This window comes from Larkinella sp. VNQ87 (assembly GCF_049445795.1).
Classification (GTDB): domain Bacteria; phylum Bacteroidota; class Bacteroidia; order Cytophagales; family Spirosomataceae; genus Larkinella.
The window spans coordinates 1-19,996 of record NZ_JBMSDT010000017.1 but is presented as its reverse complement, the minus strand read 5'-3'; the positions used below and the strand labels follow the sequence as shown (position 1 = coordinate 19,996).

The window sequence follows — 19,996 nt, the reverse complement described above, 5'->3', positions numbered from 1 at the left end:
GACTTTTTCCCTGACAGGGGACCTGCTTCTAATTTTTTTCTAACGCGTGTGTAACGTATTTCTAATTCGCTTTTAAGGCACCTCTAACGTGCGTTTCCGAATCTTGCCATCGAAAAAAGTAGGTCTGATTTCGATGCGTTTGTTTGCGGTTTTTTGGTTACTTCCTTTGCTAAGTTTTGCGCAGGATTCGCTGCGATTAAGTCGGCGGCAGGCCGACAGTCTTTTTGTTCAAAACAACCTGCTATTGCTGGCGGGGCGGTTCCGGATCGAAGCCGGGCAGGCCGAAATCATCCAAGCCAGCCTGTACGAGAATCCGTCGGTTTCGCTGGAAGTGAGCGCCTACAATCCCGAACGGGCGCGGGTGCTGGATGTAGGGCGTCAGGGGCAGAAAATCATCGCGGTCGATCAATTGCTGTACACCGCAGGCAAGCGCAACAAACGCATTGCACTCGCCCAGGAGTCGGCCCGGCTGACGCAGTACGAATTTGCCGATCTGCTGCGTTCGCTGCGGTTCGAACTGCGAACCCGGTTTTTTGAACTTTACTTTCAGCAACAAACGCTCAGCCGGTATGACCGGCAAATTACCACCCTGCAGGGAACCGTCACGGCGTTTGAGCAACAGTACGATAAAAACAATGTCTCCCTGCGCGAATTGCTGCGGCTGAAAGCCCTTCTTTTTCAACTCAATAACGACCGGCTGGAAATTCAGCTCCGGCAGACCGAGAATCAGCAGGTTCTGCGAACGCTGCTCTCCCTGGAACAACCCATTCAGCCGCTGGTCGACGATGGTCAGTTGCGGTCGTACCGTTTACCGGCCGAGTCGGTCGATTCACTGCGGGAGCGGGCCTTGCGTCAGCGGGCCGATGTGCAGGTCAGTCAATCATTGACCCGGCAGGCCGAACTAAACTACAATCTTCAGAAGGCGCTGGCCGTACCGGACTTGCGCGTGGGCGGTGTTTACGACCAGGCGGGAAGCTATGTTCAAAACTACCTCGGGGTTTCGGTGGCGATGGAACTGCCGTTTCTGAACCGCAACCAGGGCGCAATCAAAGCGGCCCGCAGCCAGATCGGGTATCAGAAGCAGCTTCAAACCCAGAAAACCGTACAGGTGAATCAGGAAGTAACGGCGGCTGTCCAAAAAATACGGGAGGTAGAGCGGACCGTGCAATCGGTCGAGTCGCGGTTTTCGGAGCAGTTCGAGCAACTCAATCAGGGGCTGTTTGCCAATTTTCAGAAACGAAACATCTCGCTGCTGGAGTTCATCGACCTCATTGAAACTTACAATGAAAGCACCAAGGAACTGAACCGGCTCCGGGCCGACCGAATCAGCGCGTACGAAGAACTGAATTACGTGGTGGGAGAAGAATTATTCAACTAAAAGTCAGGATGAAAGCAGTCGCGAGTTGTTTGGTAATCAGTGTGTTGGGAATGGTAACGGCCTGCCAGCAGAAGCCGAAACCGGAGGAAGCCCAGGCTTTTATGATGTCGGATACGATGATGAACCGCATCCGGCTCGACACGGCGGGCTACGTGCCGGTCCGGAGTGAGCTAACGCTGGTCGGGAAGGTAACGGCTGATGAAAACAAAGTCATCAAGGTCTTTCCGCTGGTGGGTGGTGTCGTGGAAGAGGTCGATGTCGAACTGGGTGATTATGTCCGCAAAGGCCAGCAACTGGCCGTCATCCGGTCGGGCGAAGTGGCTGATTTTGAGCGGCAAATGATTCAGGCTCAATCCGATCTGCTGGTGGCGCAAAAAAACCTGAGCGTCGCCGAAGACCTGTTCGAAAGCAAGCTCAATTCGCAGCGGGAAGTCGTTACGGCGAAAAAGGAGTTGGAAGCCGCCCACGCTGAATTAAACCGAATCAAGGAAATTTTCCGGATCTACGGTTTAGGCAAGACCTCGACCTACATCGTTCGGGCACCGATCGACGGGTTCGTGATTGAGAAAAATGTGAACCGGGAGATGCAACTCCGCTCCGACAACGCCGACAACCTGTTTACGGTCGGGCAAATCAGCGAAGTCTGGGTGCTGGCGAATGTGAACGAAAGCGACATTGGTCGGGTAAAAGCCGGGATGACGGCCCAGGTTCAGACGCTAAGTTACCCCGACCAGCAGTTCAACGGCCGGGTCGATAAAATTTTTAGTGTGCTGAATCCGGAAACGAAGGCCATGACGATTCGCATCCGGCTCCGGAATGAGGGCATGAAACTCAAGCCCGAAATGCACGCGACGGTTTTGCTCCATTTTGATGAGGGACAGAAAATGACCACCGTGCCCTCAAACGCCGTGATATTCGACAATTCAAAATACTACGTCATGGTGTTCCGCAGCCGCTCGGAGATTGAAACCCGCGAGGTGCAGGTCCATAAGTTTCTGCGGGATGTGGCCTATGTCAGCGCCGGAATCAAGCCCGGCGAAGCGGTAATTTCCAAAAACCAACTGCTGGTCTACGACGCGTTGAACGACTAATTGGGCATGGGGCAGAGGGTGCTCCGCAATAGAAAGAGCGTGTCAACAACCCTCTGCCCTTCGCCCCATGCCCTCTGCCAATTCTCATGAATAAATTCATTCGAAACATCGTCGGCTTTTCGCTGAAAAACCGGTTTTTTATCTTTTTTCTGACCATCGGACTGTCCATTGCCGGGGTGGTTAGTTACCTGAACACCCCGCTGGAAGCGTTTCCGGATGTGACGAACACGCAGATTATTGTCGTAACGGAATGGAATGGCCGAAGCGCCGAGGAGGTCGAACGGTTTGTGACGGTGCCTATTGAGGTGGCCATGAATTCCGTGCAACGGAAGACCAACGTTCGCTCGACGACCATGTTTGGCCTGTCGGTGATCAAGATTATTTTTGAAGATGAGGTTGAAGACTTCTTTGCCCGGCAACAGGTGAACAATCAGCTCCGGACGGTTTCGCTGCCGGAAGGCGTCGATCCGGACGTGCAGCCACCCTACGGCCCGACGGGCGAGATATTCCGGTATACGCTGCAAAGTTCTCGGTTGGATAGCCGGGAATTGCTGACGTTGCAGAACTGGGTTATCGATCGGCAATTACGCAGTGTACCGGGTGTGGCCGACGTGGTGGCCTTTGGCGGTCAGGAGAAAATCTACGAGGTGCGCGTGAATCCTACGCAACTGGCCAAGTACGACCTGACGCCGTTGGAAGTTTACCAGGCCGTGGCTCGTAGTAACATCAACGTGGGGGGCGATGTCATCGAGCGAAACGGGCAGGCTTATGTGGTGCGGGGAGTCGGGTTGCTGACCTCCATTGCCGATATCGAGAACATCATCATTGAGGAGCTGAAGGGCAATCCGGTTTTGGTGCGGAACGTAGCCGAGGTCGCCGAATCCAGCCTGCCCCGGGTGGGCCAGGTCGGGCTCAATGACAACGACGATGTGGTGGAAGGCATCGTGGTCATGCGCAAAGGCGAAAACCCGAGCGATGTGCTGGAACGGGTGAAGGCAAAAATCGAAGAGTTGAACACCCGGGTTTTACCCGCCAACGTGCGAATGGTTACCTTTTACGACCGGGATAACCTGATTGCCTTCTGTACCCGGACCGTCATGCACAACCTGACGGAAGGCATCATTCTGGTGACGGTGATCGTCTTTCTGTTCATGGCCGACTGGCGGACAACGGTCATTGTCTCGATCATCATTCCGCTGGCCCTGCTGTTTGCGTTTATATGCCTCCGTTTGCGGGGTATGTCGGCCAATTTGCTCTCGATGGGAGCGATTGATTTCGGAATCATCATCGACGGGGCCGTCGTCATGGTGGAAGGAATTTTTGTGTCGCTCGATCATTTGGCGCACAAGAAGGGAATGGCGCGCTTCAGCCAAATGAGCAAGCTCGGGCTCATCAAGAAAACCGGGGGCGAACTGGGCAAGGCGGTTTTCTTTTCCAAACTGATCATCATTACGGCCCTGCTGCCGATCTTTTCATTTCAGAAAGTGGAGGGGAAAATGTTTTCTCCGCTGGCCTGGACCTTGGGTTTTGCTTTGCTCGGGGCCTTGCTGTTTACGCTGACGCTCGTGCCGGTGTTGTGTTCGATTCTGCTGAAAAAGAATGTGCGGGAGAAAAATAACTTCATCGTTCGGTTTTTCGAACGCTCGATTACGGCCGCCTTCAACTGGTGTTACGCCCGCAAACGGCTGAGTTTTCTGATGGCATCGGTTTTTCTGGGGCTGACCTTTTTCTCGGCCACCCTGCTCGGGACGGAGTTTTTGCCGCAACTGAACGAGGGTGCGTTGTGGGTCGAAGCCAAATTGCCGATGAGCTCGTCACTCCGGGAGACGACCGGGATGGTGCGCGTCTTGCGGAAAAAACTGATGGAGTTCCCGGAAGTAAACGGCGTGTTGTCGCAAACCGGCCGTTCCAACGACGGGACCGACCCCTCGGGGTTTTACTACGTCCAGATGCAGGTGAACCTCAAACCGAAAGAGGAATGGAAGCGGAAAATCTCCACCGACGAGTTGATTGAGGAAATGGATCAGAAACTGAAACAGTTTCAGGGCATTAACTACAATTACTCGCAGCCAATCATCGACAATGTGGCCGAGGCTGTGGCCGGAATGAACGCATCCAACGCGGTTAAGATCTTTGGGGAAGACCTGAATACGCTCAACGGACTGGCCGATGACGTTATTGAGGCCATCAAGGACGTGCCGGGCATTAAGGATGTGGGCATTCTGCGCAACATCGGGCAACCCGAGATCAGCGTGTTGTTTCATGATCATAAAATGGCGCTCTACGGCGTTTCGACGGCCGATGCGCAGGCCGTCATTGAAATGGCAATCGGTGGAAAAACCGCTTCTATTTTGTACGAAGGCGAACGGCGTTTCGACATCCGCCTGCGGTACGCCGAGGAATACCGGAAAACCGAAGACGACATCATGCGGTTGATGGTGCCGACGCTGCACGGCAGCAAAATCCCGCTGAGCGAAATTGCCACCCTGCGCAAAACGACCGGTCCGGCCTTTATCTACCGGGATCTGAACAAGCGGTTTATTGGGGTCAAGTTTTCCGTACGGGAGCGGGATTTGGGCAGCACCATTGCCGAAGCCCAGCAGAAGGTGGCGCAAAAACTGAAGAAAATGCCGCAAGGCTACACCGTTACCTGGACCGGCGAGTTCGAAAACCAGGTGCGGGCGACGGAACGGCTGGGCCAGGTGGTTCCGCTGAGTCTGGCGGCCATCTTCATCATTCTGTTTATCACTTTCGGGAACGTGAAAGATGCGGGGCTGGTGTTGCTCAATGTGCCGTTTGCGCTGATTGGCGGGATTCTGGCGCTGCATGCAACGGGGATGAATTTCGGAATTTCGGCCGGTGTCGGCTTTATTGCCCTGTTTGGGATTTGCGTACAAAACGGAGTGATTCTGGTGTCGGTTTTCAACCAGAACCGGGCCGACCGCTTGCCGCTCGATGAGGCAATCCGGCGGGGTCTCCAAACCCGGATCCGCCCGGTTGTCATGACGGCCCTGATGGCGGCCATCGGGTTGCTGCCTGCCGCCGTTTCGACCGGTATTGGCTCCGAAACCCAGAAACCGCTGGCGATTGTTGTCATCGGCGGACTCATCACGGCCACGATCCTGACGCTGTTAATTTTCCCGATCCTGTACCGGTATTTTTACAATAGGTCCGAAGGTCGCGTAAAAGTCTGGCGTTCAGCGCTACAACCGGTTGATGACCAGAATTAACTTTTTTCTAAGATGACTCTAAGCCTTTTCTAATCCAGCCGTGCCTCCTTTGTACTGGCGAGCAGTCGGTACGTTGACTACGTGCCGGTTTTCCAGGTGCGACTGATTTGACTCAGATAGCGGCAAAAAGATTCACTGGATGACGTTAGTAGTAACAAGGCAGTGACGTTTTTTTTTGCCGCTGATCTCCTCCAGGTTTATTAGAAGGTTTTAGCGACAAATTTGCTAATTTCAGGTGATTCCGATAGCCGGTTCTTTTTTAGGAACCGGCTATTTTTTGTTTTTCCACTGAAAAATTTAATTTTTTTCTAATCGGGCTCTAACGGGAATCTAAACGAAGACTCTCATCTTTGTACCATAAACATAACCCCCTGTATGGCTATGTCGTGGTTTGAATACAGTCAGTGCGTACTGAATAAAGTGGACTTCGACCGGCGCCTGTTTCGCAAGGAGTTGCGTAAATTGATGGGGTGGCTTTCTCCGCCCGAACGGTTGCAACTCCTGCGGTGGTGTCGGCAGCAGATAAATCGAAAAAGGACGATACCGGAAACCCGTACCCACGGGTTTTAGCCCGGAAGATGCCCGGCGAACCAGTTGCCAAATCAACGGACTATGCTGAATCCTCCGGGCGTGTACCAACGGATCAGCAGGCAATTTTTTCACGCTCTGCTGGTCTTTTTCTCCGAAAAAAGAGTACTTTATTAGCGTTTTAGGTAGAAGGAGTAGCCGGTCCTGTCAGCAGGACCGGCTATCTTGTTACCTGCCTAGGTTACTTAACCCGAACCTTTTATGTTGCCTTTCAAACACAAATTGATTTTTCTCGTCGACGACGATGAAGATGAACGCTTTATGCTTTGGCGGGCGTTTCAGAAAAATCATCCGGCCTGTTTGCTTTTCACGTTTTCGAATGGGCAGGAACTCCTTGATCACCTGACTGCCGGGTACGATATTCCGGACCTGATTGTGCTGGATTTAAACATGCCGGTGCTGGATGGCGTGATGACCTGGAAACAGTTGAAGCTCAACAGCCGGTTTCGTTCTATTCCGACGGTGGTGCTCGAACCGCCATTTGAAACCAGCCCGGGTTTGCAACGGGAAAACGTCCGGCCGGACCCCTTGTTGGCCAAACCAACGACCTACCGGGATCTGGTGCAGTTGACCCATCGGTTGTGCGCCGGATAAGCTTCGCGCCTACATGAACTCGGCTTCCAAAGCTTTTCGAACAGCCTCGGCCCGGGTCCGGCAGTTGAGTCGGTCGAACAGGTGGCGAACGTGCATGTCAATGGTTCGCGTACTCAGGTTCAGTTTTACCGAAATTTCCTTGTTGGATAACCCATCGACCAGCGCCCTCAGAATTTCGGTCTGGCGCTCGGTCAGACCGGTTGGCACGGTGGGTTTGCCGGGGGCGGTATTTCCTGAAGCCTGATTGAGGCATTCCGTTATCGATGCCGCCAACGGGCGGATGGCCAGGTGTTTTGCCAGTTGCAGGGCCGATCTGAGCAAGTCCGTAGCGCCGGATCGATCCCCGGCCCTGAGCCGCGATTGCCCCTGTTTGTACAGCGTCAGAGCCTGTTCCAGCGGAAGTGATAGATCGGCAAATCCTTTTACGGCCTGCGTATAGTGTTCATCGGCTTCCCGGTAGTTGGTTTGCCGCGAAGCCGTCTCGCCCAGAGCGAACGAGAGGGTTGCCACCGCTTCGGCATTGCCGGTATGGTTGGCAATGGTCGACAATACCTGCATCGTCCGATGACTCTCTTCCTCAAAACCGTAGGTTTGGAAAAAGGCGATAGCACTGCACAAACAGGGCAGAATATCGTGTACTTCACGGGTTTGCTTCCAGTTATCGAGGATGCGGGTGTACCGATGCCGGGCCTGATCGGATTGCTCGGTTTGCTCGTGGGTTACGGCCAGGCCCCAAAGTAACATGGGTTCAATCAAATAAAAATTCGATTGAATCAGTAGCGGATAGGCTTCATCCAAACAATGCCGGGCGGTTCTGCTCTCACCCCGAAAGGCCCGAATGAGCCCAATGATTAGATGACCGAGTGCCCGGGATGTCTCATTGCTGTCGGGGCTTTCAGTATACTCCCGGCAAAGCTCCAGACAGCGCTTCCACTCGCCCAGCCGGAACAGCACCCAGCACATGCAGTTGACGCAGAATTGTGCCTGAATATCCAGTTTTTCGCTCCGACAGAAATTCAGGGCGGTAGTATAGGCCTGAATGGATCCTTTGAAATCCGACGCATATTCCAGCGTTCCGGCCAGTTTACGGTACGCATACGCATAGGCTTCCACCTGATTTTCGGCCAGGGCCATGGCCATGGCATCCCGGGCAATCTGTTCGCCTTCCTGATGGTTACCCAGCATGGCCAGAATGTACCCTTTCAGACTCAGGGTTTTGGCTTGCAGATCGACGGTTTGCGACTGAAAGGCGCATTGAACGGACCGATTGACCACATCGAGGGCGGTTTTCAGGCTCAGGTCGTCGATGTGGCGATTGGCCAGATCGTGCCAGTCTTTGGCGGCTTCGGCCCACGAGCCGGCCTGTTCGTAACATTCGGCGGCCGATTGACGGCATTGCTTGTAGTGTTGCCACACTCCCTGCAAGGCATACGAAATGGCCAGTGCACGGTAGGTTTCCCCCTGCTTTATCGCATCGTCCTGAACCAGCGGACTTTCCAGTATTTCACGCAGGGCCAGGATGGAATGGTGGGTTTGACCACCCATACGAGCGCACTGGGCGAGTTGTTGCAACAACGCCAGTCGATGACCTTCTTCGTGCCCTTTGGGCCACAGTTCCAGGGCTTTGTGGGCGGTACGGGCGGCATCGGCGTGGGCGTACAGGCGACAGTACTGGCGGGCGGCATCGGCAAACGACTGACGGGAGCGCCCTTTTTCACCCGCTTCCAGCCAGAACTGCCCCACCACCTCCGAGGCCGTTTCCCGTTGTTCGAGGGCCAAAGCAATGGACCGGTTCAGGTGTTTCCGGCGCGACCACAAAATGTCCTGACGAATCACTTCCCGAACCAGCGCGTGGCTGAAAGCGCCGGTTTGCTGGTCTTTAAAAATCAGAATCGACTGGGCTACCAACTGATCGATGGCCTGATCGTCGCCCGACAATTCGCTGATGAGATCCAGGCTGAACTCCTGACCAACGAGGGCGGCCAGTTCGAGCGTCTCCCGGTTTTTCTCCGGAATGCCATCGAGCTGGAGCGCGACCATATCCCGGATGGTTTCCGGAATGGGGATCTGCTGGTGATTTTCCAGAACCAGCCCTTCCGCTGTCTGAACGAGCAATTTCTTCTGCCGAAGGGCTAGCGCCAGTTCGCGGACAAAAAAAGGCAGTCCCTGCGTCTGCGTAAAAATCAGGTCGGAGAGGCCCGGACTCGGCGGTTCACCGAGAACTTCCTCAATGAGCTGCCGGGTTTCGTCCGGCCGGAAGGGCAACAAACTGATTTCAGTTAGCCTGAGTTGACGCCGGAGCTGGGTGCGAAGCCGAATCAGTGGATGGTCGCGCAGAACGGCATCGTCGCGGTAGGTGATCAAAACCGTAATCGGAGCATTGCTTAGCCTTCCCAGCAGCGACGGCAGGATTTCAAGCGTGGCTTCGTCGGCCCAGTGGCAATCTTCGACGACCAGCACCAGCGGTTTTTGGCGGGCTACTGCCAGAAGTACCTCCCCAATGGCGTCGGTGAGTTGGCCTTTGTGCGTGTCGACCGGGGCGGTTTTGAGTTCGGGCAGCAGCAGACCCAGATGCGGATACAGCGTCAGATCAGCGGGAGTCAGGGGAAAACCGGCGTGAATTTCCCGGAGCGCCTGGACAAAAGGGGCATACGGGTAAGCCGTCCGTTCAAAATAGTGGTAAGAAAGTACGAAAAACGGACCATTCCGTACGCTGGCCTGGATCAGGGTTGATTTACCCATGCCCGCCGGACCCGCTACAAAAAGAACCTGTAACTGACCCGCCCGGCTTTTTTCAAGGGAATCCTGCACCTGACGCAGCCTATCGGAACGGCCAATCATACGGTAAGCTGTTTATTTTCAAGATGATTTGCAAAGATAGATCTTCCTGTGCATTCCGTTGTGACCGTTAACGAAACCGTCAGGTGTTCCACCACTTTTTACGGTTGGCGTGGGTGTAGAGGTAGCTGTCTTCCTGAAAAAAGTGATCGTAGAAGTCCAGATCGAGCTGGTGGGCCTGTAAGTACGTCAGGCAGAAAACCGCCGGAACGCTGCCGGGAAATTTCCCGAACGTATCGAAAATATACTGCGCCATCGTGGCGACACACTCCTGAAACTCCGGACTGTGGAACTGGGCGCTCGATCGGATGCGGGAACTCTCTTTCCACGGTCCGGGCGTATTTTTGTGGAACGGGCCGCCCGTACCGAATTTCCGCTCGACCAGCGCCCTGGTGGCCTCCCGCATGTCTTTGTAATTCGGCGGACAAAACGCTTCGAAGACGCCGGGTAAACCGGTGATGTCGGGGAGGGGCGAGTTGTTGACCGTCCGGTATTGGAAACCGAGTCCCGGCACGGCGGGGTTGCCACTGGCTCCGAGCAAACTAAACCGGTCGATTCCGTCGAACATCCAGCCGCCCAGCCCCGTTGCCTGGAGCATGAGCATGCCGGCGTAACAGGACGTGGTAAGCTCGGCTGTCGCTTCGGTCAGGCAAAGTTGTTCCATAAAACTGAGCGGATACGGATTTTCGATATCGACGAGGTGCTTGAATTTCTCCAACTCCTCAATCTTCCGGTTGTTGGTGTCGTCGTAGATGCAATAGCCGTTCTGGACCAGAAAACACAGTCCCGCGAGGAGGTGCTGGGCTACGTCGGCCACCGGAATCAGCAGCGTGCTGCCCGGAACGTTGACGCACCAGGTATTGTGTCCGTCCATGTACGGTTCGGCAGCCGGAATGTTCAGCCGACCGTTTTGCAGCTTGACAATTCGTTTTTTGTGTTCACTCAGCCAGTGATTGAGGTCAAACTCGCCGTTCGCTTTCCGAACCAGGGAGGGCGCATCCCGCGTCGGCAGAAAATAGACGCCGGTATCGTCCGTAAAAAAGAACTCCGTTGTATGAAAACCGGCCGACGAGGGAAACGTCCGCCCCCCGGCCGCCATCGAATAATTAGCCAGGTGAGGAGCATACTTGGCGTTGCGAGTGATTAGGTGGTGCCAGCCGGTGTTGCCGGTAGCCGCCGTCAACACCAGCAGTTGCTGCAAGTCCGTGAGCGGTTCGGGAATGTGCTTCGATTTGTACTTCAGGGGGCCATCCGGTATTTCGGCTCCTTTCGAAAACCGGCGGGCCCGGCGTCCGTACAAGGCTTCGATCAACGGAAATTTCACGGCTTCAGCCAGCCCTTTCGGTACGTTCGCCAGCCCGTCGATGCGGGTCCGGCCCCGTTCTTTCAGGATAGTTCCGGGTTGCGTAAAACCAAGTTCGGAGAGGGCCGCACCCGAAGCGAGGAGCAGCGAGCCCATCATTTCCCGGCGATTGACGTTCGATTTGTTGTTACTGTTCATAAAAGTAAAAGAGTGAAAGGGTAAAAATGGGCGATTAAAAGAAGCGGTCTTTCGGATCAATCGGCGAACCGTTTGAGGTAATTCGGACGGAGATAAGCCAGTTCAAAACCGTGTTTCCGAAGGTTTTGGTACGATTGACAGGGCGTATCCGGTTTATCCTCAGCCGTTTCGACGGAAAGGTACCGGCAGCCCAGCACGCGCGCCAGCCGAATGCGGTGTTGAATCAGGGCGTTTTGTGCCCCCCGGTTTCGGTAGTCGGGCAAGGTGGCTGCGATGGCCAGAACGCCGATTTCGCCCGTAACGTACAGCGCTCCGACAGCTACGGTTTTCGCGCCATCCATTGCCAGGTAAGGGTACCAGCCCCGCCGTCCGAGGATAGCCGCAAAGAAGTATCCCAGCGGTGCTGGCCAATCAAAAGCCGTGCTGATGATGTGGGCGTAAACCGCCCGATCACTGACCGATGCCGGACGGAGCCGAAGCGCGGACGAACGGCCGTCGGGCAGCGGCTGATCGGCGTGCCGGAACAGTTTTGCCCAGCGGTTGTACGGGAGAATTCCGGCGCGCTCTAGACTGGAAGGGATGCCTGGGGTGTCTGAACCGGGAAAAACCGGGACAAAAAACCGGGGAATACCGGCCTGTTCATAAAAGGCGCTCACCTCCGCGACCTGTGCCGGATTCGGGTCTGCGGACAGACCCAAACCCAGGCAGCGGTTAAAAGCCAGGATGTCGTGGTTCCGGAATAAACCGGCTACGACGCCCTCGCCAAACAATCGGAAGTCGACATACGGGGCCGTTTCCGGAAACCCACGGGCGGCCAGGAAGTAGTCCTGCCAGTAAGCAACATCCGCCTGCTCCAGCGTCAGATGCAGGTCATTGGTTGTTAATGTGTTCACGTTCTTTGTTGTTTCCGATAGGATGTTGCAAAACTACGGGGTCTGCCAGGGCCGTACAACGCGTAAATTACCGTAGTGAGCCGAAATATTACCGTAGTGGTAGTTTAATGGATCACTCGCTTGAGTAAGTATCTTACATCTCCATTCAGATGCACGAAACCGTTGCCCGGAAATCCGGGTTGTCGGGTACCGGTACGGACTTCCGGCGGTAGTAGGGGTAGATTATGCCACCTGGCTGATTCAGGACGGCCAGCGCATCCGGGTCAACGGGACGGTTGGGTACGTGGAAATTTTGGAAAAAAGCTAAGGCGGTTTTGGGCCGGATTGGATAGTTACTGGAATAATGCCCATTTTTGTTTTACTTCGGCGATCCATTCCCGGAAAGAGTTGTAAGTAGACCCTTAAACGTTAATGCCAATTCGGAACATACCATGACAAAACGAATTCTTGTAGTGATGGCGGGCGCAGCACTTGCCTTGGCGTCCTGTGACAAAAAAACAGAAACGACTGAACAAACCGGCGCGACCAGCGGAGACAGTACGATCGCACCGGTCGAGACCAAAGAGCCTAACTCAGCCTACAAACCGGCCTTTGCGGGGCAGACCCGGATTGGAGGCATAAAATCAAGCACGGCGTACGAAGGAAAAGTGCTCAGCAGCAACCTGAAAAGCCCCTGGGGCATCACCAGCCTGCCCGATGGCCGGTTTCTCGTGACGGAGAAAGGAGGAACGTTGCGAATCGTTACGCCCGACGGCAAACTGAGCGAACCGATTGCCGGTATACCGGCTGTTGACTCCGATGGGCAGGGCGGTTTGCTCGGCATTCGTCCCGATCCGGCTTTTGACCAGAATCGGATGGTCTACTGGGTGTTTTCCGAACCCCGGCCGGACGGCAACCTGACCGCCGTTGCCAAAGGCAAGTTGTCGGCCGACGAAAAGCGAATGGAGGGCGTTACGGTGATTTACCGGGCAACACCGGCCTACAAAGGAAACTTGCATTACGGCGGTCGGATTGTTTTTGATAAAGATGGGAACCTGCTGGTCAGCACCGGGGAGCGTTCCGACAAGGTGACCCGCCCGCAGGCGCAGGACCTGAACTCCGGCCTGGGGAAAGTAGTTCGAATCACGACCGATGGAAAACCGGTGTCCGGCAATCCGTTTGAAGGCAAAGCCGGTGCCCGGCCGGAAATCTATTCGTACGGGCATCGCAACGTGCAGGGGCTGGCCTTTCATCCGGAGACGGGAGACCTCTGGGAGAACGAGTTTGGACCGCGCGGGGGCGATGAGCTAAACCGGATCGAGGCCGGAAAGAACTACGGCTGGCCGACCATCACGTACGGCATTGAATACAGCGGGGACAAAATCGGGCAGGCCATTCAGCAAAAAGAAGGACTCGAACAGCCGGTTTATTATTGGGATCCGGTGGTGTCGCCCAGCGGCATGACTTTTTACACCGGCGACCTCATTCCGGAATGGAAAAACAACCTGTTCATTGGCTCGCTCAGCGGCATGCACATCGTGCGGCTGGTGATCGAAAACAACAAAGTCGTTGGCGAGGAGCGGTTGCTGGCAGACGAACAACAGCGTTTCCGGGATGTGACGCAGGGGAAAGACGGGGCGCTGTACGCCGTGACCGATCAGGGACGGCTCTACCGTATTTCTAAAAAGTAACCGACTCGTAAGTAGGTCACTCTATCCGTTTCAGTGCCAGCGGCACGTCATGTTTATAGAAAATCACGGTCATCTTGCCTATTCGCGTGCCATAGGTACGCCATTGCCCCTGGTTGCGTACCTACGGCACGTGTGTAATGCCTGGAATGCCGGATTTTCTATAAACATTCGACCCCGATGGGGTCAAAAAAACGCCTGGTTTCCGCTCAACCAGAAACCATTTGCTCAAACGTCAGAACGGCAGCTTCCCCAGATCGACATTTCCGCCCGTCAGGATGATGCCGACTTTCTGTCCGGCAAACTGCTCTTTGTGCTTGAGCAATGCCGCCAGGGGCACAGCGCACGAGGGTTCGATGATGATTTTCATCCGTTCCCAGACGAGCCGCATGGCCGCCGTGATTTCGTCGTCCGACACCGTCAGAATGTCGGAAACGTGTTCGCGAATGTAGCCCAGTGTTCGTTCACTCAAGTTGGTCATCAGGCCGTCGGCGATGGTCTTGATGTAGGGCGCTTTTTCAACCTTGCCACTTTGGAACGATAAAATCGCATCGGCGGCCCCTTCCGGTTCCCCGGCAATGACCCGGGTTTGCGGGCTCAGGTAGTGTGTCACCAGTGCCGTGCCACTCAGCAAACCACCCCCACCGACCGGCGCCAGGATCACGTCGAAGGACGATTCCGAACCGGCGTCTTCGATTAATTCCTTAGCGGCTGTGGCTTGTCCGGCAATTACCCGATCGTCGTCGAACGGATGAATCAAAACCGCCCCGGTGCGCTCGATGACTTCCAGGACCCCGGCTTCGCGGGCTTCAAGGGTGGGTTCGCATTCGATGACTTCGGCTCCGTAGCCTTTCACGGCGTCTTTCTTGACTTGCGGAGCCGTTCGGGGCATGACAATGTAAGCCTTAGTTCCCACCTGCCGGGCCGCAAACGCTACCGCCTGGGCGTGGTTACCCGACGAATGCGTCGTGACCGGTCCCAGCGTGCGGCCGTGGTAGCGTTCCTGCTCCGAAAGCTGCAGAATGGCGTTCAACCCACCCCGGGCTTTGAAAGCGCCAATTTTCTGAAAATTTTCCGGTTTGAAATAAAGGTCGGCCCCACTGAGCGTATTGATGGTTTGGTTGGTCAATACGGGCGTGCGGTGGATGAAAGACCGGATACGGTCGTGGGCGGTCTGAATGGTTTCGAGCAAAATCATGAATGATGCAGGATTCAGGATGCAAAGGTAAGAATCCCGCAGAAAGGTAGACGAAAAAACTCCGCCCGGCTGCGTTATCAGGCGGTTTATTCAATTGGCCGATGCGGATTCAATAGGAGGAGACGTATACCCGGCTTTTTGAAGAATCAGGCTTTTGACCATGCCCGCGTGCGAATTGGTAATCAGGTGCCCGGCTTCGGGCAGAAAGATAAACTCCGCCGGTTTGCCCGCCAGCTTTTGTCTGGCAAAGTCCAGGTTGGCCGGGTCGACGAGCCAGTCTTTCCCGCCCTGCATCAGCGTGACGGGCACGTCCAGCTTCGACCACATCGGCTCCAACTGGCGCAATTCCCGAACGTGGGTGTACTTTTCGGCAGTGGCCAGGTTGAGATGGCGGTGCAGAAACAACTGGATGGGCGGCATTTTTCCCCATTTGGAAAACCAGAAAAACTTTTCTTTTTCGGGATCAAGCGGAGAGGCAATCAGGAAAAGGTGTTTAACTCGACTCGGATACAACATGGCTAGCCGTGCGGCTACCGGTGAGCCGAACGAGCGACCCAGCACGATGGCCGGTTTGCCGGAATGATTCAGGTTCAGGGCGTGGGCAATCCACTGGGCCTGTTGCGTGATGGAGGTAATGGCTTTGCGTCCTTTTCGCGATTTCCCGTAGCCCGGCCGGTCGACCGACAAAATGTGAAACCGGCTGTAGAGCAGGCTGTCGTCGAACATGCGCAGGTAACCGTACCACGAGCCCGGTGCTCCGTGAATCAGCAGCAGGGGCGGCAATGTGTCGGACCCGATGCTGGCCACGAATAATTTCAGGCTGTCGTTTTCAACCGTAAAAAAAGTCGGCTTGGCCGGGCGGCTGGCAAAGTGTTCCCGGATTTGCCGGTCGTTCATCCGCCAGCGCCGAAAACAACCGCTGAGGCTTACAAGGAGCAGTAAAAGCAGAAAACTGTTGATGACTTTCACGAAAACTAAAGACGGGTTGATGATTTACGGCATGCGGTTTTCCGGTTTCCAGCGTTCCGCACCTATCCTTATTTGCTTTTTTAGGGAACGCCGTGGCCACAGAAAACCGTATACCGAAAACCGTAAACTTAAAACAGGCTTAACTGCCCATTCGCAATCTGTTCGTGCTCAAGCAGCCACTTTTTGCGGCCCAGACCACCCGCGTAGCCCGTCAAATCGCCGTTGGAACCGATGATGCGGTGGCAGGGAATGATGATCCAGATCGGGTTTTTGCCATTGGCAGCCGCTACGGCCCGGATCGCTTTTTCGTCGCCCAGCCGCCGGGTGAGTTCCATGTACGACATGGTTTTTCCGTAGGGAACCTCGGCCAGCATCTGCCAGACGGCCCGCTGAAACGGGGTGCCGTGCGGGTGTAAGGGGAGATTGAACGACCGTCGGCGGTTTTCAAAGTATTCTTCCAGTTGTCGCGCACAGCGGTGCAGGATGGTCGGAACAAAAGGCGATTCCGGCACGGGGTCGTCGCTGCACCGGACACTCGTGATTCCATCTTCATTTCCGCTGATGACAGCGAAACCAACCGGCGTATGAATCGATGTCGTGTACATGGCAGATCCGCTTGACATTCCTTGCACCAATCTACAGAAAATAAAATCAAAAAAGACAGACTCCATCCGGAATCTGTCTGTGATCAAAACCCTGTTCTCAAAAGTGATTATCTGGCTGCAAACCGTTTGATGGTTCCGGTCGTGTGATCGAGCAGATACACTTCCCGGTTGGCATCTTCGCCAAAAGCCGACACCGGACCACCGTCGCGGGCCAGCATCTGGTTGCCGGTTTTTTGTTCGCCGTTAACGCTCAGGGCCCAAACCCGGCCCGAGCCAAAATCAGCGTACAGGTATTTTCCTTTCAGTTCGGGCAGGGCGCTGCCCCGGTACACGACGCCACCCGTCACCGAAATGCCTTCGTCGCGCGGGTACTGGTGAATGGGGTCGATGAGTTGCCCCCGGTTGCAATCATTTCTCGGGTTGTAGCACTCCTGGCCTTCTTTCAGCCGCCAGCCGTAGTTGCCTCCTTTTTTGATAATGTCAATTTCTTCCAGCGAATTCTGCCCCACGTCACCCGCCCAGAGCAAACCGGTTTCGGCATCGAAGCTAAACCGCCAGGGGTTCCGCAGGCCGTAGGCATAAATTTCGGGCATTGCATCGGCGTTGCTGGCAAACGGGTTGTCGGCCGGAATGCCGTAATTCCCCTTGTCAGTTTTGTTGACGTCGATGCGCAGCATTTTTCCCAGGTAACTTTTCAGGTTCTGGCTGTTGTTCTGCGGATCGCCCCCGCTGCCGCCGTCGCCAGTGGCAATGTACAGGAAGCCATCGGGGCCGAACGCGATTTTTCCGCCGTTGTGATTGGCGTAAGGCTGTTCAAATTTCAGCAACACGGTTTCCGTAGCCGGGTCGACGCGGTTGGCCGTCGGATCGGCTTTGAACCGGGCAATCACGGTTTCACGCGGGTTGTTTTTGGTGTAGTTGACGAAAAAATAACCGTTCTGTTTAAAATCGGGGTGGAATGCCAGCCCCAGCAAGCCCATTTCGCCACCTGATGCTACTTTATTGGCAATGTCGAGATAGGTCTCGGCGGTTTTAGTCGACGCATTATTTTCGAAAACGCGAATCCGGCCTTCCTGTTCGATTACAAACAGGCGGTTGGTACCGTCGCCCGCGTGCGTAAGCTCAACGGGTTGTTTGAAGGTCAGACTGGGAAAGGCATTTTGCAGGGAAATAGCTGCGGGTGCGGTCGTACCCGGATTGATGGCTTGGGTCGACTCGTCCTCGGCGTCGGAGCCCGACTGGCAGGCCATCGACACCAAAAAGGCAAAGCCGACCGTTGCAGCCAGGGAGCCCGCCAGGGTAGCAGCCGTTTTTTTGAGGTAAGTCATCGTAGTGTGGATGAAGTTCGTTATTTTCGTCATGTGCAAGCGTTTTGCCAAAAGGGAGTGGCGAACTTTTTGGCCCTGTTTTTGTTTCTTTTTCAGTGAATTAACGGGATATTTGGTGCTAATGTTACATTTGAAGCAAATAAGCGGCTGTTGTTGTCTTTCCTCGAATTGGGGAGGGTGATCTACGGTCGTTTTCGATGCTCATGTCTCCTTCGCAAGAAGGATTTTTTTTGCCAAAAACTGGTAGTATCCGATCGACTTGATTTTATCCGTAGACTTTACGAGAGCCACTCCATGACTCCTTCCGAACAGCAACATTTCTTTGAACGCATGGCTACCCAGAACGCCGGTTTTCGGTATCGGTTGCCTTCCAAACCCGATGTCGGCCGGTTTATCGACAACCTGATTCGGTTTCTGTTTCCGATTACCCAGGATTGTCGCGTGTTTGTCAACAGTACGGCCGATACCTACCGGGAGCTAAACCGTCAATTGAGCTGTTTGCTGAAACCGCTGGAAGAGCACCTGCCCGCCGACAACGAAACGACGGCGGAGCGGTTTTTCGACCGCTTGCCGGGTACCTACGATGAATTGTGGCTTGATGCTCAAGCCATTGCCGCTTTTGATCCGGCGGCTGCGGGGGTCGAAGAAGTCATCGCGATTTACCCCGGTTTTTACGCCATTGCGGTGTACCGGATTGCCCACGTTTTGACCGACCTGCAAGTGCCGCTCCTGCCCCGGATGATGACCGAGTACGCCCACGGGTACACCGGTATCGACATTCACCCCAACGCCCAGATTGGGTCCTCGTTCTTTGTCGACCACGGCACGGGTGTGGTGATCGGGGAAACCGCCGTGATCGGTTCCAATGTCAAGATCTACCAGGGCGTGACGCTGGGCGCGACGAACGTCGCCAAGTCGATGGCGTCGAAAAAGCGGCACCCGACCATCGAGGACAACGTCATTATCTACGCCAACGCAACGATCCTGGGTGGCCGAACCGTAGTGGGCCACGATTCGATCATCGGCGGGAACGTCTGGCTGACCCAGAGCGTCGAACCGTATTCGCTGGTGTACCACACGAGCCAGATCGAAGTCCGCTCGCTGGCGGCTGAATCGTGAAAAAAGTTTACGGTTTACGGTTTTTAGTTTATAGTTGTTGAGACAAATTTTTGGCAATGAGGTGTTTAGGTTAAGTCTCCTGAGTAAACCGTAAGCTGTAAACTGAAAACCGTAATTTTTTTTCCGGAATTTGTGGGTGATTCTCTGCGTCTTCGTGGTATAAAGGGAAAAACGTTCGTACCATGAAGTGCGTATGTGATCACAGTTTGCTGGAAGCGTTACGGGCGGGGGATGCCTGGGCCTATGAATGGGTCTACCAACAGTACTATCCGTCGGTGGCCCGGTTTGTCCAGCGCAACCAGGGCAGCGAAGGCGATGCCGAAGATATTTTTCAGGAAGCGGTTATTTTGCTTCATCAAAAAATAACGTCGGCCGATTTCCGGTTGACAGCTACGCTCAAAACCTTTCTCTTTTCAATCGCAAAGAATCTTTGGCTGAAAAAGCTGCGGGATGAAAAGCTGGTGGTTGTGTCTGACGACCAACTGATTGCTTTGCAGGAAAGCCAGGAGGTTGTGTCCGCCGAATCGACACCCGCCGAAATTCAGGCCGAGCGACTAAGCGCCTGGATGGCCCGAATTACCGGCCATTGCCAGCAGGTGATCCAATCCATTTACTTCTCGCAGGAACCCATTGACCATCTGATGGTGACGATGGGCTGGAAAAACCGGCATACCGCCGTGAATCAGAAATACAAGTGCATTCAGCAACTCCGGCGGGCGTCGGAAATTGGCTAGAAAAAAACGGGAGTGCGGGTGTTTACAGTAGAGCGCTTTTGCACAAAATTCTGTTAATCCACGGCTGGATGACTAGAAGTTAACGCCGAAATGGAGCCCTGGTTCAGGCGTGTATTTTGGCCACTTGTCATCTTTTTGTTTAAAATGTACTCTTAACTTTCTTGTTTGACAATCTTACTTTTGATATTTGTTTGCTGAGTGCAAAACTGCTCGACGGTTTCAATGGGCCTGCGTCCCATGTTGCGGTAGCCTAAGTGGGGGCG

At 54.6% G+C, this 19,996-nt stretch carries 15 protein-coding genes; 8 read left to right on the top strand and 7 right to left on the bottom strand.

Annotated elements, in window-relative coordinates:
• The first annotated feature begins 133 nt into the window (after positions 1–133).
• The 4 genes from ACO2Q8_RS25245 to ACO2Q8_RS25230 all read left to right on the top strand — a co-directional run bounded on the left by ACO2Q8_RS25245 (position 134) and on the right by ACO2Q8_RS25230 (position 6,881).
• Positions 134–1,378, top strand: a complete 1,245-nt coding sequence (locus ACO2Q8_RS25245) for a TolC family protein (protein WP_423347782.1) — start codon at positions 134–136, stop codon at positions 1,376–1,378.
• A gap of 8 nt (positions 1,379–1,386) precedes the next feature.
• Positions 1,387–2,469, top strand: coding sequence for an efflux RND transporter periplasmic adaptor subunit (locus ACO2Q8_RS25240; RefSeq protein ID WP_423347664.1), 1,083 nt, complete (start codon positions 1,387–1,389; stop codon positions 2,467–2,469).
• 86 nt (positions 2,470–2,555) lie between these two features.
• Positions 2,556–5,699 carry an efflux RND transporter permease subunit gene (locus ACO2Q8_RS25235; RefSeq protein ID WP_423347663.1) on the top strand — a complete coding sequence of 1,048 codons (3,144 nt, stop codon included), beginning with the start codon at positions 2,556–2,558 and terminating at the stop codon, positions 5,697–5,699.
• A 789-nt stretch (positions 5,700–6,488) separates the two neighbouring features.
• Positions 6,489–6,881, top strand: a complete 393-nt coding sequence (locus ACO2Q8_RS25230) for a response regulator (protein ID WP_423347662.1) — start codon at positions 6,489–6,491, stop codon at positions 6,879–6,881.
• A 9-nt stretch (positions 6,882–6,890) separates the two neighbouring features.
• Here the strand turns inward: ACO2Q8_RS25230 and ACO2Q8_RS25225 are convergent, their stop codons facing one another.
• The 3 genes from ACO2Q8_RS25225 to ACO2Q8_RS25215 form a co-directional block, all read right to left on the bottom strand.
• On the bottom strand, positions 6,891–9,722 hold the full coding sequence (locus ACO2Q8_RS25225; RefSeq protein WP_423347661.1) for a helix-turn-helix transcriptional regulator: 2,832 nt from the start codon (positions 9,720–9,722) through the stop codon (positions 6,891–6,893).
• Positions 9,723–9,801: 79 nt separating this feature from the next.
• Positions 9,802–11,220 (bottom strand): hypothetical protein, encoded by a 1,419-nt coding sequence (locus ACO2Q8_RS25220; protein ID WP_423347660.1) that lies wholly within the window; start codon positions 11,218–11,220, stop codon positions 9,802–9,804.
• 56 nt (positions 11,221–11,276) lie between these two features.
• On the bottom strand, positions 11,277–12,113 hold the full coding sequence (locus ACO2Q8_RS25215; RefSeq protein ID WP_423347659.1) for a GNAT family N-acetyltransferase: 837 nt from the start codon (positions 12,111–12,113) through the stop codon (positions 11,277–11,279).
• Between the two features lie 130 nt (positions 12,114–12,243).
• Here ACO2Q8_RS25215 and ACO2Q8_RS25210 point away from each other — a divergent pair, with 130 nt between their 5' ends.
• Complete coding sequence (locus ACO2Q8_RS25210) at positions 12,244–12,420, top strand: PEP-utilizing enzyme (RefSeq protein WP_423347781.1); 177 nt, start codon at positions 12,244–12,246, stop codon at positions 12,418–12,420.
• Positions 12,421–12,544: 124 nt separating this feature from the next.
• Positions 12,545–13,783, top strand: coding sequence for a PQQ-dependent sugar dehydrogenase (locus tag ACO2Q8_RS25205; RefSeq protein ID WP_423347658.1), 1,239 nt, complete (start codon positions 12,545–12,547; stop codon positions 13,781–13,783).
• A gap of 232 nt (positions 13,784–14,015) precedes the next feature.
• Here the strand turns inward: ACO2Q8_RS25205 and ACO2Q8_RS25200 are convergent, their stop codons facing one another.
• From ACO2Q8_RS25200 to ACO2Q8_RS25185, 4 genes are all read right to left on the bottom strand, one after another.
• Positions 14,016–14,978, bottom strand: coding sequence for a threonine ammonia-lyase (locus tag ACO2Q8_RS25200; protein WP_423347657.1), 963 nt, complete (start codon positions 14,976–14,978; stop codon positions 14,016–14,018).
• Between the two features lie 90 nt (positions 14,979–15,068).
• Entirely contained in the window at positions 15,069–15,947 is an 879-nt protein-coding gene (locus ACO2Q8_RS25195; RefSeq protein ID WP_423347656.1) for an alpha/beta fold hydrolase, read from the bottom strand.
• A gap of 128 nt (positions 15,948–16,075) precedes the next feature.
• A complete protein-coding gene (locus ACO2Q8_RS25190; protein WP_423347655.1) occupies positions 16,076–16,552 on the bottom strand; it encodes a methylated-DNA--[protein]-cysteine S-methyltransferase in 477 nt (158 codons plus the stop codon).
• Between the two features lie 107 nt (positions 16,553–16,659).
• Entirely contained in the window at positions 16,660–17,880 is a 1,221-nt protein-coding gene (locus ACO2Q8_RS25185) for a PQQ-dependent sugar dehydrogenase (RefSeq protein WP_423347654.1), read from the bottom strand.
• Positions 17,881–18,174: 294 nt separating this feature from the next.
• Here ACO2Q8_RS25185 and ACO2Q8_RS25180 point away from each other — a divergent pair, with 294 nt between their 5' ends.
• Positions 18,175–18,999 carry a serine O-acetyltransferase gene (locus ACO2Q8_RS25180; protein WP_423347653.1) on the top strand — a complete coding sequence of 275 codons (825 nt, stop codon included), beginning with the start codon at positions 18,175–18,177 and terminating at the stop codon, positions 18,997–18,999.
• 182 nt (positions 19,000–19,181) lie between these two features.
• A complete protein-coding gene (locus ACO2Q8_RS25175) occupies positions 19,182–19,733 on the top strand; it encodes an RNA polymerase sigma factor (protein WP_423347652.1) in 552 nt (183 codons plus the stop codon).
• The last annotated feature ends 263 nt before the right edge of the window (positions 19,734–19,996 follow it).

Excerpts from the sequence above, each read along its gene's own strand:
- ACO2Q8_RS25245 (WP_423347782.1), top strand. The coding sequence starts at position 134 with ATGCGTTTGTTTGCGGTTTTTTGGTTACTTCCTTTGCTAAGTTTTGCG.
- ACO2Q8_RS25240 (WP_423347664.1), top strand. The coding sequence starts at position 1,387 with ATGAAAGCAGTCGCGAGTTGTTTGGTAATCAGTGTGTTGGGAATGGTA.
- ACO2Q8_RS25235 (WP_423347663.1), top strand. The coding sequence starts at position 2,556 with ATGAATAAATTCATTCGAAACATCGTCGGCTTTTCGCTGAAAAACCGG.
- ACO2Q8_RS25230 (WP_423347662.1), top strand. The coding sequence starts at position 6,489 with ATGTTGCCTTTCAAACACAAATTGATTTTTCTCGTCGACGACGATGAA.
- ACO2Q8_RS25225 (WP_423347661.1), bottom strand. The coding sequence starts at position 9,722 with ATGATTGGCCGTTCCGATAGGCTGCGTCAGGTGCAGGATTCCCTTGAA.
- ACO2Q8_RS25220 (WP_423347660.1), bottom strand. The coding sequence starts at position 11,220 with ATGAACAGTAACAACAAATCGAACGTCAATCGCCGGGAAATGATGGGC.
- ACO2Q8_RS25205 (WP_423347658.1), top strand. The coding sequence starts at position 12,545 with ATGACAAAACGAATTCTTGTAGTGATGGCGGGCGCAGCACTTGCCTTG.
- ACO2Q8_RS25200 (WP_423347657.1), bottom strand. The coding sequence starts at position 14,978 with ATGATTTTGCTCGAAACCATTCAGACCGCCCACGACCGTATCCGGTCT.
- ACO2Q8_RS25190 (WP_423347655.1), bottom strand. The coding sequence starts at position 16,552 with ATGTACACGACATCGATTCATACGCCGGTTGGTTTCGCTGTCATCAGC.
- ACO2Q8_RS25185 (WP_423347654.1), bottom strand. The coding sequence starts at position 17,880 with ATGACTTACCTCAAAAAAACGGCTGCTACCCTGGCGGGCTCCCTGGCT.
- ACO2Q8_RS25180 (WP_423347653.1), top strand. The coding sequence starts at position 18,175 with ATGACTCCTTCCGAACAGCAACATTTCTTTGAACGCATGGCTACCCAG.
- ACO2Q8_RS25175 (WP_423347652.1), top strand. The coding sequence starts at position 19,182 with ATGAAGTGCGTATGTGATCACAGTTTGCTGGAAGCGTTACGGGCGGGG.